The organism is Saccharobesus litoralis, assembly GCF_003063625.1.
In the GTDB taxonomy this organism is placed as follows: Bacteria; Pseudomonadota; Gammaproteobacteria; order Enterobacterales; family Alteromonadaceae; genus Saccharobesus; species Saccharobesus litoralis.
Window position 1 is genome coordinate 2,500,409 of the sequence record NZ_CP026604.1, and the last position, 18,501, is coordinate 2,518,909.

Annotated in this window: 14 protein-coding genes; 11 read left to right on the forward strand and 3 right to left on the reverse strand. The window is 42.0% G+C overall.

Annotation, left to right across the window (positions count from 1 at the left end; genetic code table 11):
* The first annotated feature begins 7 nt into the window (after positions 1 to 7).
* The 4 genes from fghA to C2869_RS08790 all read left to right on the forward strand — a co-directional run bounded on the left by fghA (position 8) and on the right by C2869_RS08790 (position 6,041).
* A complete protein-coding gene (gene fghA, locus C2869_RS08775) occupies positions 8 to 856 on the forward strand; it encodes an S-formylglutathione hydrolase (protein ID WP_108602577.1) in 849 nt (282 codons plus the stop codon).
* Between the two features lie 606 nt (positions 857 to 1,462).
* Positions 1,463 to 3,613 carry a fatty acid oxidation complex subunit alpha FadB gene (gene fadB, locus C2869_RS08780; protein ID WP_108602578.1) on the forward strand — a complete coding sequence of 717 codons (2,151 nt, stop codon included), beginning with the start codon at positions 1,463 to 1,465 and terminating at the stop codon, positions 3,611 to 3,613.
* Positions 3,614 to 3,631: 18 nt separating this feature from the next.
* Positions 3,632 to 4,795: an acetyl-CoA C-acyltransferase FadA gene (fadA, locus tag C2869_RS08785; RefSeq protein WP_108602579.1), complete on the forward strand. Its 1,164-nt coding sequence runs from the start codon at positions 3,632 to 3,634 to the stop codon at positions 4,793 to 4,795.
* Positions 4,796 to 5,288: 493 nt separating this feature from the next.
* Entirely contained in the window at positions 5,289 to 6,041 is a 753-nt protein-coding gene (locus C2869_RS08790) for a TIGR04219 family outer membrane beta-barrel protein (RefSeq protein ID WP_108602580.1), read from the forward strand.
* Between the two features lie 261 nt (positions 6,042 to 6,302).
* On the opposite strand, the gene C2869_RS08795 is transcribed toward C2869_RS08790, so the two are convergent.
* Positions 6,303 to 6,716: a VOC family protein gene (locus C2869_RS08795; protein WP_108602581.1), complete on the reverse strand. Its 414-nt coding sequence runs from the start codon at positions 6,714 to 6,716 to the stop codon at positions 6,303 to 6,305.
* A gap of 84 nt (positions 6,717 to 6,800) precedes the next feature.
* On the opposite strand from C2869_RS08795, the gene C2869_RS08800 reads away from it, so the two are divergent.
* Positions 6,801 to 7,991, forward strand: coding sequence for a mechanosensitive ion channel family protein (locus C2869_RS08800; RefSeq protein ID WP_108602582.1), 1,191 nt, complete (start codon positions 6,801 to 6,803; stop codon positions 7,989 to 7,991).
* Between the two features lie 23 nt (positions 7,992 to 8,014).
* Here C2869_RS08800 and C2869_RS08805 read toward each other — a convergent pair whose 3' ends face one another.
* Complete coding sequence (locus C2869_RS08805) at positions 8,015 to 9,505, reverse strand: GGDEF domain-containing protein (RefSeq protein ID WP_108602583.1); 1,491 nt, start codon at positions 9,503 to 9,505, stop codon at positions 8,015 to 8,017.
* A 138-nt stretch (positions 9,506 to 9,643) separates the two neighbouring features.
* Complete coding sequence (gene crp, locus C2869_RS08810; RefSeq protein WP_108602584.1) at positions 9,644 to 10,276, reverse strand: cAMP-activated global transcriptional regulator CRP; 633 nt, start codon at positions 10,274 to 10,276, stop codon at positions 9,644 to 9,646.
* 516 nt (positions 10,277 to 10,792) lie between these two features.
* Here crp and C2869_RS08815 point away from each other — a divergent pair.
* From C2869_RS08815 to lepB, 6 genes are all read left to right on the forward strand, one after another.
* Complete coding sequence (locus C2869_RS08815; protein ID WP_108602585.1) at positions 10,793 to 14,428, forward strand: diguanylate cyclase; 3,636 nt, start codon at positions 10,793 to 10,795, stop codon at positions 14,426 to 14,428.
* Between the two features lie 198 nt (positions 14,429 to 14,626).
* Complete coding sequence (locus tag C2869_RS08820) at positions 14,627 to 15,868, forward strand: retropepsin-like aspartic protease family protein (protein ID WP_159084105.1); 1,242 nt, start codon at positions 14,627 to 14,629, stop codon at positions 15,866 to 15,868.
* Between the two features lie 72 nt (positions 15,869 to 15,940).
* The gene (locus tag C2869_RS08825) at positions 15,941 to 16,411 is read left to right on the forward strand and encodes a GNAT family N-acetyltransferase (RefSeq protein ID WP_108602587.1); all 471 of its coding nucleotides are present in this window, start codon (positions 15,941 to 15,943) and stop codon (positions 16,409 to 16,411) included.
* Positions 16,412 to 16,470: 59 nt separating this feature from the next.
* Positions 16,471 to 16,806 (forward strand): ribonuclease E inhibitor RraB, encoded by a 336-nt coding sequence (locus C2869_RS08830; RefSeq protein WP_108602588.1) that lies wholly within the window; start codon positions 16,471 to 16,473, stop codon positions 16,804 to 16,806.
* A gap of 13 nt (positions 16,807 to 16,819) precedes the next feature.
* Positions 16,820 to 17,767, forward strand: a complete 948-nt coding sequence (locus tag C2869_RS08835) for an endonuclease/exonuclease/phosphatase family protein (protein WP_159084106.1) — start codon at positions 16,820 to 16,822, stop codon at positions 17,765 to 17,767.
* Between the two features lie 55 nt (positions 17,768 to 17,822).
* Complete coding sequence (gene lepB / locus C2869_RS08840) at positions 17,823 to 18,497, forward strand: signal peptidase I (RefSeq protein WP_108602590.1); 675 nt, start codon at positions 17,823 to 17,825, stop codon at positions 18,495 to 18,497.
* The last annotated feature ends 4 nt before the right edge of the window (positions 18,498 to 18,501 follow it).

The window sequence follows — 18,501 nt, forward strand, 5'->3', positions numbered from 1 at the left end:
CAGCACAATGGAACAAATTAGCTGCGCGAAAGTGTTTGATGGTGAACACAGGCAATATCAGCATCAATCCAGTGAATTACATTGCCAAATGCGCTTTGCTGTCTATTTACCTCCAGCGGCACTTGAGGCGGAAAAAAACGGCGATACTGTACCCGTACTTTATTGGTTGTCTGGGTTAACTTGCACCGATGAAAACTTTATGCAAAAAGCAGGGGCTTTTCGAGTTGCTGCTGAGCTTGGTATCGCGATTGTTGCACCAGATACTAGCCCGCGTGGCGAAGGTGTTCCGGATGATGAAAATGGCGCTTATGACTTTGGCTTAGGTGCTGGTTTTTATCTTAATGCTACACAGGCACCTTGGTCGACCCACTATCATATGTATGACTATATCGTTGACGAGTTACCCGAGTTAATTGAAGAAAACTTGCCTATATCCAGTGTTAAGTCTATATCCGGACATAGCATGGGCGGCCATGGTGCATTGACTATAGGTTTAAAAAATCAAAGCGCCTATTGTTCAATATCAGCATTTAGTCCTATTTGTAATCCTATGAATTGCCCATGGGGGCAAAAAGCCTTTGGGCTTTATTTAGGTAATAACCAAGCGGACTGGCAAGCCTATGACGCGAGTGTGTTATTAGCAAAAGAAAAAGCCAACCTACCTATCTTGGTTGATCAGGGGGATGCGGATAACTTTTTGGTGGAACAACTTAAGCCACAAGCTTTAGTTGAAGCTGCGCAACAATCCGGCTCAGATATCATATTACGTATGCAACCGGGTTATGATCATAGTTATTACTTCATTCAAAGTTTTATTGAAGATCATCTGCGTTTTCACGCCGAATCCTTAGTTTAGAATATTCAATAGATTGGGTGGATGAGTTTTTAAATCATCACCTAATCTATCTTTCCTCCCTGTACTATTTCAATTTACTTTTGATTAGTTGAAATCTCACTTGTAGATTGAGGCTCGCTTAAAGCGCTTGCTTTTGGTGCCTCGACAATGGCTGTAGGTATTAGGCAATATCGCGCCTAGAAACCAAGCCTGTAGCAGCTCTGCTGCTATTGTCGAAATAAATTTCGACCTACATGGATGTAGGGAATGCCGATAAGCGTCTGGAACTGCGCACGGCGACCTACATGGATGTAGGGAATACCGATAAGCGTCTGGAGCAGCGCACGGTGACCTACATTAATTGGTTTTTCTTACTACTTCGGTGCTTTTAACTGATCATTTATTTCTGGAAACAGCATTAGTTATTTGTACCAGTAGTTTGCCACGCCTGTTTAACTCACCGCTTTTGTTTGTATTAGTTTAAGTGATACCCCAAAACTATTTATTAAAATTTCAAACAAGTGTTTGAATTTTAGCCGTGAATAGTTAAACTCAGGTAAGACCAGTTAATAAAATGTAAAAATTCTGACTACACTTGTAGCGAATAATATTGAAGTGGTGCACAACATGATTTACCAAGGTGAAAGTCTTACATGCCAGATAGTGGAAACCGGCATTGCTGAGTTGCGGCTGGATTGCCCAGGTTCGGTTAATAAATTCGATCGTCAAACTCTGAATGAGTTTAAGTCTTGTATAGAGGCGCTTAATCAAACATCAGGTATTCAAGCTTTACTCTTAGTAAGCAGTAAGCCAGCATTTATTGTTGGCGCCGATATTACCGAGTTTATTGGTACATTTCAGTTAGCTGATGACGAGTTATTGCAGTGGATTAAAAACGCCACGGATATTTTTGATGCGCTGGAAGATCTGCCTTTTGCTACCATCAGTGCTATTAATGGCTTTGCTTTGGGGGGCGGATGCGAAACCATTTTAGCAACGGATTACCGAGTTGCTGATACCACCGCCCGCATAGGTTTACCTGAGGTTAAACTTGGCATTATGCCCGGCTTTGGTGGCACAGTGAGGTTATCTCGTTTAACAGGAGCGGATAACGCCATGGAGTGGATAACTACAGGTAAAGACCACAAAGCCGCAGATTGTTTAAAAGTTGGGCTTGTCGATGCCGTGGTTGCTCCAGAACATTTACATCAAGCCGCTTTGGATATTGCCCGTAATGTTGTTAACGGTGAATTTGACTGGCAAGCTAAACGGGCTCCTAAATTAACACCACTTACGTTATCGCGCATTGAGCGTGAAATGAGTTTTAACTTAGCTAAGGCGATGGTGTTTGGCAAAGTCGGTAAACATTACCCCGCGCCTTTTGCTGCGATTGACGCGATAGAAAAAGGTGCGACGCTCGACAGAGCGGGGGCGATGGCCATTGAAAATCAAATTTTCGCCAAACTGGCCAAAAGCAAAGAGGCTACCGCGCAAGTTGGGATCTTCCTAGCTGATCAATTAGTTAAAGGCAAAGCGAAAAAAGTCAGTAAACAAGCCAAAGATATCAAGCAAGCCGCGGTACTTGGTGCGGGGATCATGGGCGGCGGCATTGCTTATCAGTCTGCGTATAAAGGCACACCTATAACCATGAAAGATGTTAACCAAGCTGCGTTAGATCTTGGTTTAAATGAGGCTGCTAAGTTACTGACCAAGCAAGTTGAACGCGGTCGAGCAACACCCAGTCAAATGGCTGAAGTACTGAATAACATAGTACCTAGTTTATCGTACGATGCCATTAAAGACGTCGACATTGTCGTTGAAGCGGTAACTGAAAACCCTAAGGTAAAAAAATTAGTACTGGCGGAAACCGAACAACACATTCAAGAGTCATGTGTTCTAACCTCGAATACGTCTACCATCTCTATTAACGAGCTTGCTAAAGCGTTAAAACGTCCTGAGCAATTTTGCGGTATGCATTTCTTTAACCCTGTACATCGCATGCCATTAGTCGAGATCATTCGCGGCGAACAAACCTCTGATGAGACGATTTCGACAGTTGTCGCTTACGCTCAAAAACTGGGTAAAACGCCAATTGTCGTGAACGACTGTCCTGGCTTTTTAGTTAATCGCGTATTGTTTCCTTACTTTGCTGGTTTTAATCAATTGATAGTGGATGGTGCTGATTTTCAGCAGGTCGATAAAGTGATGGAAAAAGTCTTTGGTTGGCCAATGGGCCCTGCTTACTTGTTAGATGTGGTGGGCATCGACACTGTAGTTCATGCGCAGCAGGTTATGGCGGCAGGCTTTCCAGAGCGTATGGCGTTACCTGAAGTGAATATTGCCAAACATTTGTATGATGCGGGTTTATACGGTCAGAAAAACAAACAAGGTTTTTATCGTTATGAAACGGATAAAAAAGGCAAACCGAAGAAGACGATTGATCTTGAAGTGGTGCAATTACTTGATGATGTTTGTCAAGAACCAAGCTCCTTTAGCGATGAGCAAATTATTGCACGCTTAATGGTGCCTATGATCAACGAAATGGTACGCTGCTTAGAAGAGGGCATTGTTGCCTCGCCGGAAGAAGCCGACATGGCGGTGATTTATGGCTTAGGTTTTCCACCGTTTAGAGGCGGTATTTTCCGTTACCTGCAAACGCTTGGTTTAAAACAATATATTGCTACAGCCGACGAGTTGGCTGATCTAGGTGAGATTTATCAAGTGACTCAAGGTTTACGTGATAATGCATCGTTACAACAAAACTATCTTGGTCAATAACCGCAGAGGAAAAAAATCATGATTAATGTAGTCGTTATTGATTGTGTGCGTACCCCAATGGGGCGCAGCAAAGGTGGTGTATTTCGCAACGTGCGTGCTGAAGATCTATCAGCAGAAGTGATTAAAGGCTTGCTGGCGCGTAACCCGAAAGTGGACCCAGCTGAAATTGAAGATGTGATTTGGGGTTGTGTCATGCAAACCTTAGAGCAAGGCTTTAATATTGCCCGCAACGCAGCCCTGTTGGCTGGATTACCCAAATCAGTTGCTGCGGTAACGGTAAACCGTTTGTGTGGGTCATCCATGCAGGCGATCCACGATGCTGCTCGTGCCATTATGACAGGCATGGGTGATGTGTTTATTGTTGGTGGCGTAGAGCATATGGGGCATATTCCAATGACGCATGGCATCGACTTTCACCCGTTAATTGCTAAAAATGTAGCTAAAGGTGCAGGCTCCATGGGCTTAACCGCAGAAATGCTAGCGCGGGTGCATGGTATTAGCCGACAACAACAAGACGAATTTGCGGCTCGTTCTCATGCTAGAGCTCATGCGGCAACGCTAGAAGGACGCTTTGCCAATGAAATTGTGCCCGTTATGGGACACGATGCTAACGGTAATCTTGTCAAAGTTAAACAGGATGAAGTGATCCGCCCAGAAACCACAGTTGATGGCCTAGCGGCATTGCGTCCTGTATTTGATCCAGTTAATGGCACGGTTACCGCAGGTACATCATCCGCTTTATCTGACGGTGCATCAGGCTTGTTACTGATGTCTGAACAAAAAGCCAAAAGTCTCGGTTTGACGCCTATCGCGACCATTAAATCTATGGCCGTGGCGGGATGTGATCCCTCAATCATGGGTTATGGTCCGGTACCGGCTACGCACAAAGCCTTAAAACGCGCGGGTGTAAGTATTAACGATATTGATATTGCTGAGCTTAACGAGGCCTTTGCGGCTCAATCTTTACCTTGTGTTAAAGATTTAGGTTTGCTTGACGTGATGGATGATAAGGTAAATCTAAATGGCGGCGCTATCGCTTTAGGCCATCCATTAGGTTGTTCTGGGGCGCGTATATCAACAACCCTACTCAATTTGATGTTAGCTAATGACGCCAAGCTGGGATTAGCCACTATGTGCATTGGCCTTGGGCAAGGCATAGCAACCGTATTTGAGCGGGCGTAAATAAACGAGCATAAAAGCGAAAAGGATAAGATTGCGAGTGGGGATATTTATCCCCACTTTTGTTTGTTACCGCTGGTTTTACGGGTTATACAAATAATGCTAGGTAAGAAAAAAGGCAAAAAAATACCCATTAGCGACTAAACGCTAATGGGCTTATAGGGAGATACAAAAAACACATTCCAATCACGTTTAATATGACCAGCCTCTAAACCATTAGTTCCTCTAAATAGAAAATAAATAACAAATAATTACAGAAAAATCACAACTCATTGAATTTTAAATGTTTTTTGTTTTTCGACTTAAACCAGTATTTACTGCTAATTGATAAATCGTGCGCTTTTCAACGAAATTTAATAATAATGGCTTGGGGTAAGCTTTATTTATTCGATATTATCTGTCATAACTATACGCAAGCAGTACTGACTGCAACTAATTCTAGGCCTCTCAATGGCTTAGGCTATTTTGGAAAATAAACCAAAAAATAGGACTACACATGAAATTCACAAATATGGCAAAAGCAGGTGTGCTAGCAGCTGCATTAACCGCACCGATGGCAAATGCCGATATGCTTTATGGTATTTATATTGGTGCTCAAGGTTGGCAAACGAGTGCTGACGGTAGCTTTGGTCAAGATGCAAAAGATTCATCAGCAACATTCGACTTTGATGATAAAACTTCAACCTCGTTTTATGTTGCTTTAGAGCACCCAATCCCATTAGTACCGAATATTAAAGTTCGTCAGAATGATATTGAAATTGAAGGTTCAATTAATGGTCAGTACGACTTCTTCGGTAAAACTTATACATCACAAACCACGACTGATGCTAAATTAACCAATACTGATTTTATTCTTTATTATGAAATCTTAGATAATGACTTAGTATCATTAGATATTGGTTTCAATGGTAAGAAAATTGATGGTGAGTTATTTGTTGATGATTCAGTTGAAGACTCAACAACTAAAACCTTTAGCGGTGTTGTACCTATGCTTTACGGTGCTGCTTCAGTTGGTCTACCATTAACGGGTTTATCTGTTTACGCAGACATGAGCTATGTCGGTTATGACGGCAACAGCTTGTCAGATTTCAATGCCGGTATTCAGTATGAAGTGATTGATGTTGTCGCGGCAGATTTAGCTGTGCAATTAGGTTACCGTTCATTTGCATTAGAGTTAGATGACTTAGATGACATCGATACTGACTTTGATGTATCAGGTGCTTATGTTGGTGTGCAACTACACTTCTAATTTTGCTGTTTAAGCTTTTATTCGTTTTGTATAAAAGTTTAGATGTATAAAAAGCGCTAGCTGTAATAAGTTAGCGCTTTTTTTGTATTTATGTCGCTATTCAGCGTTATGAAATCATAAGCCATAGTTGGTTTAATATTTTTGTGGGAGAGCATTTATGCTTGCAGAGCCTGCAAACTAGCTGTATTCCTGCTGGCATCAAAAATACAGGCTTGTTAGTTACAAATGGTTAGATGCACACTGCTTGCTTGAAATGTATTTTTAAGTCGGTTTATGAGCTTTTAACTCTAATGTATTGCCGTCGGGATCTTGAATATAAATAGATTGACCAAAGCCCTGTGCGCCATAGCGTTCTGCAACATCGCCTACTTTTACCCCCTGCGCGGTTAAATGTTGGATAAGGCTAGGTAAATCGCATCCAGTAAACTGCAAACAAAAATGGTCTAAGTTGTTATTTTGTTGGCTTGGTGCTGTGCCCCCTAAGCGTCCCAACTCACTGTTTACATCGACTATATCGATTAACGTATTGCCCGCTCGCAACTGACTTAAGCCCACTTCTGGCGGTAATTGGCGCTCTAACGGGCAGGCCAATACATCTTGATAAAAAGCTAGCATGGCGGATAAGTTAGAAGTACGTAAAACGATATGATCTAAGCCAACGATTTTTAACGGCATTTTTCTCTAATACTAAGGTTCACTTTTGCTTAAGTATACTCTAGTCTTCTGCTTAATTTTTCAAATGCTAATACAGTGTCGGTGATGGAAAGGATAGAAGCTTGGTATTCGTTGTATCAGGGGTTGCCTGAGTTTTTACATTTGTTTGTCAATTTTTGCTTGTTAGTCATGTTGGCGTTATTTGCCTACTACACAACTAAAATTATATTGCGCCTATTGGCAAAGTTTTTAACCAAAGCAACCAAGGATTCATTTGATGCGTCGTTAAAGCGGCATAATGTTTTAAACAAAAGTGCGCGCTTAGGCAGTTTACTATGTTTAGTCGCCTTGCTAAATATTATTACCCAACACCCAACGGTAGGTGATGAGTTTATCTTGCTTGGGGTTGAATTATTTGCGGTATTCGTTTTTATCCAATTGGCCTTCGCTGGCCTCAATGTGGTTTCAGATAGCTATCGCCAGTTAGAAATATCGCGTGATGTCCCGATAAATGCCTTTGTGCAAATAATTAAGCTGCTGGTTGTTTTAGTGGCTTTAGTATTGGTTATTTCATTGCTAACCAGTAAGTCGCCGGTTTATTTATTATCAAGCTTAGGTGCCATTACTGCCGTGTTGTTGTTGGTTTTTCGCGATACTATTTTGGGGTTTGTTGGCGGCGTGCAAATTATTGCCAACCGCTTGATCTCAGTTGGTGATTGGATCGAAGTGAAAACCTTTGATACCGACGGCATTGTTTTAGAAATAGGCTTAAATACCATTAAGGTACAAAATTGGGATAAAACTATTTCTAGTATTCCGACCCATAGTGTGATGTCTAACTCCTTTAAAAACTGGAAAGGCATGGAGCGCTCTGGCGGCCGACGCATTAAGCGACCTATATTTATAGACATACAGACCATTACAGCGTTGGATGAAACGCTACTGGCTGAATTAACTAAAAAATTTCCTGAGTTAGCTGAGTGTGACACAAGTTTAGCCACGAGTAATTTAAGTTTATACCGACGTTATGTTGAGCTGAGGTTAAAACAGCACCCTAAAGTGAAGTCTGAATTTACATTGTTAGTACGCGAGTTAGCCCCTACAGCAGAAGGAGTGCCTGTCGAATTGTATTGTTTCACTAATGATAACGCGTGGCGTAACTACGAAGAGATACAAGCGGATTTGATCAACTATATGTTAGTGTTGTTACCTGAATTTGGCTTACGTGGTTTCCAACGAGCCAGTGGTGCTGATATTCAAACAGGTGTAAGCCAAGTCGCTCCAGGGGCTGAATAGTGCCCTTGTTGATTTAATAGAGACTAATCTAGCAGTAAGCCATAAGCTTGATCACGTCCGCCATTTTTCGCTTTATACAAAGCGGTGTCTGCTAATTGAATTAAGTCGCCTGACTTTAAGTTGGCGACTTTTTTGGCGCAGGCAACCCCTAAACTGACCGTAACATAGTCTGAATTAGGGTGTTCTGCATGCAGGATCCGCTTTTTAGTAATGGATTTACGAATGCGATTAGCAACAATTAAAGCCGATTCCAAATCGGTATCTGGCAATAATAAAATAAACTCTTCACCGCCAAAGCGCGCTGCGCTGTCTGAGGGGCGAAATAAACTGGTTTTGATAACCTGAGAGAGGGCTTTTAAGCAATCGTCTCCGGCGCAGTGACCATAAGTATCGTTAAAGCGTTTGAAGTAATCAAAGTCGAGTAAAATGACACTCAGCGGTAAATTGCTGCGCGCGGCAATCCGCCATTCGCGAATATAGCTTTTTTCAAAGCTGCGTTTATTAAATAAACCGGTTAAACCGTCAACATAAGCGTGACGGCTTAATATGCTAATGGCTTTGTGGGTATTGATCCGTTTTTTGATACGCGTTAACTGCACAGATACATCATCTTGCACCAGTAGCGTATCATTGGCCCCTAGGTTGAGGGCGAGCGACTCGACCGCTGGATTGGGATTATCCAGAATGCAGATAATGGGGTAATCTAAGTCGTTACGCTTGGCTTCGGCAACTGCACATAAAGATTGATTACGTTCATCATGTTCATCGCCAAAATCGACAAGAATGGCGTCAAATTGTTGGCCGCGGGTTTGGCTGTCGTACTGGCTGAAATCGTCAAATATAGACAGGTTAAAGCCATAGGTATCGAGCCGCCAGTCTTGCGCCAGTTTTGATTTGCCAATACAAGCAATATGATATTCACCGGAAAAGTCACAGCCTTCAGCGACAGCATCCGTATGTAATTCACCACCTAAAAACTCATCTAATTTTTCATTGCTGAGCAAACCTCTGGCGATGGCGCTGCCTTGACCGATTAAAACGGGTAAATGGTGCGAGTAGTCACCTTGCTGCCAATGTTTTTGTGATAACAATTGTCTGTGCTCGACATCGTTGTCGTAATCTAACCAAGGCGTGCTTAAGCTGGCCAGTATGGCATGCAAAGCGTCAAAGCGAGAAATATCAACACCATACTGCCAATAAGCGCGAAACAAGAATGATCGATATGAGGCTGCTTTTTGTGGATAGCATTTTTCCACCATCATTAGCGACAAAATAGCCAAACGACTATTGATACAAAATTCCGGTGCATTGATTGGTAGATTAGGCTCTATTTTTTTGATGGCATCAATATCTACTAGAAGTTGTGCATGGATTGTTGCGTGGTCTTGCGCTTCTAACGTGGGTAAATGTTCAACGTAATGCCATTGGATTACACTGTATTCAGGGTGATTGATTAGGCGCTCGTGCAGTATGTAGCTGTATGGACAATTAAGATCCAAGAATACTTGCAGCATAAGGGCCTACCAATTTGACGAATAGTGTTTTTAGTATAATTGGCTTGTTGGCGGGCGTCGACAAATAAAAAAAAGCGGAGCTTGCTAAACAAACGCCGCTTTAACAATTTTTACTTGAATAGTGAATTAGCTACAGGCTTATCGAGCACCGTGGATAACCATGGTTTTACCATGGGCTTCAACTAAGCCTTGAGTTTCCAATTCTTTAAGAACTCGGCCAACCATTTCGCGTGAACAACCCACGATACGACCCAGCTCTTGACGGGTAATTTTAATCTGCATACCTTCAGGATGCGTCATGGCATCTGGCTTTTGAGCTAGCTCTAACAAGGCGCGCGCCACTCGACCAGTCACATCTAAGAAAGCCAAATCGACCACTTTACGCGACGTATCACGAAGTTTTAGAGCTAGCTGGCTAGAAACTCGGAATAAAATTTGCGGGTTTTCCATACAAATTTGTTTGAATTTGGCATAGCCTATTTCTGCCACTTCACATTCAGTGCGTGCAGTAACACAAGCACTACGTGATCCGCCATCAAACAAACCTAATTCGCCGTAGAATTCTCCAGGATTTAAGTAAGCAAGTACTAACTCTCTACCTTGGTCACTCTCGGTTGTTACTGATACTGAGCCTCGTAACAATAAGTGTAATGTTTCTGGCTGATCGCCTTCGCGAATAATAATATGTTTTGCCGGAAAAACACGGCGCGTACAGAAGCTAACAAACTTATTTAGTTCTTCATCTGTCGCTAAAGAAAATGGAACAGGCATGTTGCCTCCAACCTTTTTATAGTCGTTATTACTGGGTTGTGCCCAAAAGCGCTATTTTAACCGTGTATGTTAAGTAGCGCACACATATAGATATACAGTAACAAAATTTGTTGACCTTAAAAACAGATTTAATTAGCCAATTGTTTATTTATTTGCACTTTCTTAACAATTTTCTTTAATCCCCATATTGTAAAAGACTAATCCATATTCATTAGCGAGATGAATATGCTATTCATAGCTTTTATACAGATAGATCAGATCTTATCCAGAGAGTTATGCACAGCGGTCATTCTATTGATGTATTAGGCTTTAAAATGGCATTTTTTATTGAGTTTTTTACTTGGCTCCTTGCAAAAATTCACCGGATATCCTTAACCTTTCAATATGTTTTCCTTATTAAATTCACAGATTTATCCACAGTGGTATTTTTGAACAAATACGTATGCATAGCACAGGAATCAAAAAGGCTTCTATACTGAATAGATGAATAATGTCACATTTTTTCATTAGGTTACTGTGCTGCGTTTTGCTCTTGTTACTGTTTTTTTACTCTTACCTGTTGCTGGCACTTGGGCGCTCAATTTGTTTGAGCAAGGTCAAGGGTATTTTGTTTCTGTTGGTAATGAAGACGCTTTGCCTGATAGTGTTATCTCTGATGTGATACAAGACCAGCAAGGCTTTATTTGGGTCGCAACCCCTACTGGATTATTTCGCTATGACGGTTACGAGTTTAAGCGTTATGCCAAAGCGTCTGATGGAACCCCTATACGTGTAATTCGCAGTTTGTGGGCTGGGATTGACGGGCGAGTTTGGGCCGGTTCACGCAATGATGGCTTGTTTGTTTATGATCCAAACACGTTAAAAATTGAGCATTACACTAAAGCTACGCCGGGCAAGAGCGGCTTGGGTGATAACTATGTACGAACCATAACCGGTGACAAGCATGGTCGAATTTGGTTTGGTACTGCCAACGGCGTGAGTTTTTACAACCCACAGACTCAAGATATAAAGCAACTTGATATTCGTACACAAATTAGTGGCAAAATTATACAAGCTTTGTTGTATGACGAGTCAGGGTTTTTGTGGGTGGGTAGTCGTAAGCAAGGTTTAAATCGTTTAAACCTGCAGAACATGCAATGGCAGCGAGTGGTGTATCGCTTCGATACACAAGATCCAGCTTCGATTATTGATGTGCGTTCATTGTATCAAACCGCAGATAAGCGTGTTTGGCTTGGCACTGCTAATTATGGGGTTGGAGTATTAACCGCCAACGGTGCATCACAACAAGCTTTGCAATGGTTGCAATTGACCCAGTTGGATAGCCCACAGCCCTTTATTCACAATTGGGTAAGTGATTTTACTCAGCCAGATAGTCAGCGCTTGTGGTTATCAACTACAACTGGCGGAATTTTCGAAATCGACCTGACAAGCCTGCAAACAAACCGACAATTTCAGCATGACCCCAGTATCAATACTAGCTTGAATGCGAATAATATCGACACGTTATACCGTGATCGCCAAGGGCTAATTTGGATTGGCACATGGGGCAGTGGCTTAAATTTATATAACCCGATTAATTTAACCATTCGTGGAATTAAGCCCAGTGTGTTTAAACCTAATTTTTTGCATTACGCCAATATTGGCTCAGTTACGCAATTAAGCTCAGGCGAAATTTGGGTGGGTACGCGTGGTCATGGTGTAACACGCTACGCTCAGCAATCGGGCCGTATTCAATTAGCTTCAGGTAAATTACACAAAGCCCATGTGATGTCTATGGTGCAAACTGACAAGCATCAAGTTTGGCTGGCGACAATTCATCAAGGACTCCTGCAACTAGACCCTTACACATTGCAAGAAACTTGGTTTACAGAAGCGCATGGCTTGGTTGATCACCATGTCAGGGTTTTGTTAGCTGGTGTTGATCAAGGCTTGTGGATAGGTACTTATGCCGGACTGAGTAAACGCTTAGCCGATGGTCGTTTTCAACAGTTCTATTATGCCGAGCAAGCTAATCTGACATTTGATAAAACGATTAATGCACTAGCTCAAACGTTTGATGGCACTTTGTGGCTGGGAACGTTTGATGGACTATTTTACGTATTACCTAACGATAATAAGGTTTATCGACTGCACGCGCAGCAGATTATTAAAGGTCATTTGTCGAGTTCGACGATAGGTGGGTTAACCGTTGATCGGCAAGGTAAATTATGGATTGCTACATCGCAAGGCTTGGATCGTTTACTGAGTTTCGAGCAGCAGCAAGCCGAGTTGCAATCAGTGAACCGTTTAGTGGGTATTCATGAGCAATCCCTCGGGGCTAACATGCTGCTAGATAAGCAAAACCGGATTTGGACAGAGGAGTATGTTATTGACCCTAGAGTCTGGCAGGCGCGTCATTTGACCCGAGCTGATGGCATTGATATTGGTAATAAATGGTGGGGGGCGCATAGCAAATTAAGTGATGGCACTTTAGTTTACGGAGGAAGTAAAGGACTCTTGCTGATCGATCCGGACAATATAGGTTTGCAAACCCTGCAACCGACATTGAGCTTTAGCCGATTTCAGCTCAGTGGCCAGCCGATTAGTGTTAGCCAGCATATAAGTCAACAGTTACCGCTAGAATTACCAGCTGATAATAAATCAATGACGGCAACTTTTGCGGCATTTGATTATTCGGCACCTAGCCAATTGCAATATCGTTATCGGCTTTTGGGGTTTGAACAAAATTGGCAAACGGTGAATATATATAACCGTCAACTGAGTTACACCAATTTGCCGCCAGGGCAATATCAGTTGCAGATCCAGTCAACAGACAGAGATGGCCACTGGTTGGAGTCAGGTTTAAGCTTGTCTATTAAACAAGTTCCTAAATGGCATGAATCGCGAGTGCTGCAAGTGATGGCGGTGCTACTGGTATTGCTTGTTTTATATTTATGGTATTTAAATCGCTTACGGCACTTTCGGCGAGTACGACGCCGGTTGGATCGCTTAGTCGCATTAAAAACGGCTGAATTAGAAACCATTTCTATTATTGGTCGTGAATTGAATCAAACGTTAGATGTAGAAGCTATTTCTAATGGGCTTTACAACAATATGCGGCAGCTAATGGATTGCCATGCTTTTGCTATTGGCATAGTACAAGCGGATACACAGCAAATATACATGGCATTTGCAATTGAAGACGGACAACGCCTATCGCCTTTTTATGAATCAATGCATGATGCCAGCCGTCCTGCCGCGCATTGTGTTGTCAGTCGCCAGCCCTTGGTTGTTGATCATTACCATAGTTTATTAGAGGCTGTTCCCGGTCAAGTGCAACCTAAAGTGGGGCACAGTATGGAGTCTATTATTTATATTCCATTATTAGATGCGGGTAATTTACCTATTGCGGTATTAACTGTGCAAAGCCCTAGAAAGCAGGCTTACAACGAAGAACAAGTTAACATGTGTAAGCTATTGGCTAGTTATACTGCAATCGCCCTAAAAAATGCATTACAAAAGCAAGAGCTGAGTGCGGCATTGGCTGAAATTCAAGAAATCAGCGTACATGACCAACTGACCGGCACTTATAATCGTCGCTTTGTTAGTCAACACTTACCAACCGAGCTAGCTAATTTAGCAAAGGCCCAGAGTCATCATGCGTCACTGGGAATTTTACTGATTGATATCGACCACTTTAAGCAAATTAACGACAGCTATGGGCATGAAGCCGGTGATAAAGTGTTGATTGCGCTAAGCCAATTGCTAAAGTCGCATTGCCAAGCAGAGGATTGGGTTATTCGCTGGGGCGGTGAAGAATTCTTGATTATTAGCCGCGGTAAAAGTCGTAGTCAATTATTGCAATTCGCGAGTGAGCTACGCCATAAAATTAGTGAGATGACAGTTGATATAGCTTGTCCTGCCCACTCTGTAACTGCGTCTTTTGGTGTAGTTGCCTATCCATTTTTAGCTAAGCACCCGAACGCGTTAAACTGGCAGCAAACTTTGAACTTAGCCGATATCGCCTTGTATAAAGCTAAGCATTCAGGCCGTAATGTTTGTTATTACCTACAGGCTGTAGATGAGCAACCATTTGAGCACATCTATGAATATATTCGTCATGATTTATCCGCTTGTTTGGATAAAAAGCTGGTTAGATTTGAATGTGCTTGAATGGTTATTAATGTTTAAGTATTGCTTGTATTTATTCTGCGTAATTAGTTTTACTCGTCTTGATGTGGCTAATTACCCTCTGCCTAAATCTACAGAACCGAGTTCTACCTTCATAAAGGGGTATTTAAGCGTCAATTATTGTTCCAATTAGCTTCACATGGTAAAACGGTTTTTGTTATATCAATAAAAGTTTGGATTATGTTTAGCCGATTGCTTGCCTGCGCCTTGTTGTTATCTTTAAGTGCCAATTTTATGCTGTGGCAACAATTAAAATTTCAAGATGAGCGTGGGTCAAAGCAAGAACATATATTGTTGCCTCATCATGCCAATCCCATGAGTTTGAAACCATCTGACCCTCAACAAAAGGCTTTAAACTCTTCGACTAGTGCTAACCAGACGCAGCAAACTGCACAATTTAGTCGCACAACATTGAATAGCCAGCAGGTTATTCAACAGGCAGAAGCAGCCTTTCAACGAGCTGATTATTACGTGGCGGTGGATTTATTGCAGGATGTGCAGCAGTTAGATGAAATTCATGCTTCGAATCATTTTTCTCAGCTGAAAAATACTTGGCTAGATAGTTTAGCTACCTGGATCAATCAACAAAATATCGAGCAATCGAGTCAGTTTTTAGCCGCTATGCTTAATTATTATCCGCATGATAAAGCTTTTATGCCTTTGCAAGCCGAGTTACATGTTGTGACGGGGAATATTCTTGAAGCCGTGCGGGTGTATGATGATTTATTACCCTATGCGGAAAACCAAAGTGAGGTTGATGCTTGGTTACAAACCAGTGCTAAGTTAGTGATAAGACAAGTTGAGTCTTTGGTTACTCGTGCGCAATGGCATGAATTAATTGATTTTATTGATATTGTCGAGGTGTTAAATGAACAGCTTATTGCGACACCCGCATGGAAAATAGAGGCGTTGATTGCGTTACAGAACTACGCTGAAGCTGAATATCAACTCGAGATCCTCAGTCATCAACCTGAGTTTAATGTTTTGGTTGATGAGCTGCGCGGTAAAATTATACGCCTACAAGCAGAAAGTATCGCCATACCTATACAGGTGTTAAATAATCAAATGGCAGTAACAGCTAGGCTTGATGAAGAGAGTGACGTAAAGCTACTGATTGATACCGGTGCGGCCATGACAGTGATCAGTGATGCGGCTTTTCAGCGTTTGCGTAGCCGCATGACATTCGACTTTGTGCGAGAACAACGCATGAATACCGCGGGCGGATATGCAAGCGCCGATATTTATCGAATTAATTTATTAAGCTTACAAGATGCCCGAGTTACGCCTATACAAATTGCGGTCATGCCGCTTAACTTGAATCATGGTTTGGAAGGCTTGCTAGGCATGAATTTTTTACGTTTCTATCAATTTCATTTTGAACGTCAACAAAATACCCTATGGTTGAAAGCGAATGGTACTTAACATTGAACGTATTAATCAGTACTAAAATGCTAACCACCTTGTTAAACAATTTAAACCAATAAGAAAATTACGATGCAAATTACGCTTGTCGATTTAGATAATCCCTTACATAGCCAAGCGGTTATGACTATGATGACCAATTATGCAACCGATCCTATGGGCGGTGGACAAGATTTAGCGCCTGACGTTAAAGCTAAACTGATTTCACAACTCAAAAAACAGCCTTTGTACAGTGGCTTTATTATGTGGAATGGTAAACAACCTATAGGTTTGGCGAACTGTTTTGCCGGATTTTCGACATTTAAAGCACAGCCTTTATTGAATATTCATGACTTTGCGATAAGTGAGGAGTATCGAGGTCAAGGATTAGGGCAGCAATTAATGCAATTTGTTTGTGAGTTTGCTAAACAGCAAGGCCATTGCAAAGTGACATTGGAAGTTTTATCTAATAATCAAGTCGCGAAAAATGTCTATGCTAAAGCTGGCTTTGCTCAATATAAGCTGGCGAGTGATGTAGCCGAGTTCTGGCAGAAATATTTGTAGGTTGTCTGGCTAGGCATTGCTACAATACGCGTTATTATTTGAGATAATTATTAAACCTTATGCAATTTCCTGATGATGAAAATGGCCAGTTATTGGCTGAAATGCAAGAAGCGGGCGTCGATTTTTCGCAAAGCTATAATGTCGATTTTTATGCTGCGTTTGAGTTTGAAGATCGTGCGCAGCAGGCATTAGAAATATTACAAAAAGCCAAAGTTGCTGGCCAGTCATTTGCCGATATCCGTATTCAAAAGCCGGAACAAGGTGGTGGTGTCGAGCTAGTTGCTACGATTAATATGCTGTTAGATCACCAAGCTATCACTGCGTTGGATGAAGACTTTACCGTGCAAATAGAAAAATTGCGTGGCTACGCCGATGGTTGGGGCGTCGATCTATAAAAATGGAATAATAATGAAGCTGTATCTTGTCGTTTTTGCTGTGGGTTTAACCCTAGCTTGGCGCGCAGCTTCCCATTGGCCACTGCCTATTTGGTGGTTAGAAAACCTCACTTCATTCCAATTCTTTCCTTTATTGCTGTGGCTGGTTGTTTTGTGTTGCATACTCCCTTGGCAACGCTTTTGTTATAGTCGCACCTTATTCCAACATGCGGTAAAACCAGCATGGAAATTGCCTGCTATTTGCTTGGTTTTTTTAGTTGAAGCGCTGGTTAATATCCTACCCACTCAAATCGTCAGTGATACAGCCCTGTGTCATACCAAGGTGAATATTTTACAAGCTAATTGGGCCTACCATTTTAATGCTCAACGGGATGTTGAAACCTTGCTTGCGAGCCAAGCCGACTTGATTGTTTTACAAGAAGTGAGTCAGGCTAGCATGGCAAAATTAAAGAATAAGATAACGCAAGACTATCCCTTTTCAGCCAACTTGCATGCTAATGGTCAGTTTTTACTGAGTAAAACGCCCTTGTTTTCTGCGCAAAGGCTTAATCAATTTTTGACTACGGCAACTTGGCAGTTGCCAAATACGCAGCCTGTTACCTTGTTTACCATGCATCCCCCGTCGCCACGCAGCGCTAGCTTATGGCATACCCGAAATACTGCTTTTGAGCGATTACAGGCTGAATCAGACAAGGCATTATTTGCTGAGCAGTTGGTTGTCGGTGATTTTAATTTAGCTAGTACCACAGGGCGTTACAAAAAACTAAGTCAAGGTTGGCATCATTTGCCGGTTGTGACATGGCCTGAATTCGGCTTGTTAAAATACTGGGGTGTGGCGATTGATCATTTATGGGTTTCCGGCTCATTAAAGGTTGTCACTCGTGCTTCTCAGGCACTATTTGATAGCGATCATCGAGCTGTCATGAGTTCGGTTTGTATTGATGGAACTATTGCGTTGTAGCGCACTCTAATAAGGAACTGTCTAGTACGATCACCATCACTTAAGGAAGAAAGTTATGCGAAACTCTGGGTACCTTGCTCTATTAAATTGTCATGCTTTAATTAAAAACCATGCGGGATTTATCTGTTTTATTTTATTGATGTCAGTCTTTCGGAGCGCCGTCGCGGATTGGAATGATGTGCCAACAGGTTCTATGCAGCCGACAATTGTTGAAGGGGACAGAGTTTATATTGATAAACTGGCTTATGATGTAAATTTGCCGTTTGCTCAGGTTTCTTTAGTCAAAGTTGCGGAACCACAAGCCGGAGAGATAGCTGTATTTAACTCGGCAGTGTCAAACAAACGCTTGATTAAACGCGTAATTGCTGTGCCGGGTGATACTGTTGCTATGTTGAATAATCGATTACTTATAAACGGCCAGCCACTTAACTATCAGTTAATTAGTCAAACCGAACAAGAATGGATTTGGCAGGAAGCCAGTCAGGCTAACACGCATTTGATCAAAACTCGTAAAGGAGGCTCGTCACTCGATTCCTTTCACTCAGTTGTCGTTCCTGCTGGGCAATATTTAATGATGGGTGATAATCGTGACAGCAGTGCTGACTCGCGTGTGATTGGCTTTGTCCCTAGGCATGAGTTTATTGGCCGAGCTGAATCTATCGTTTTATCATTCGATTACGATGATTATTATTTACCGCGCAAAGATCGCTGGTTTAAAAAACTCATGTAGTTAA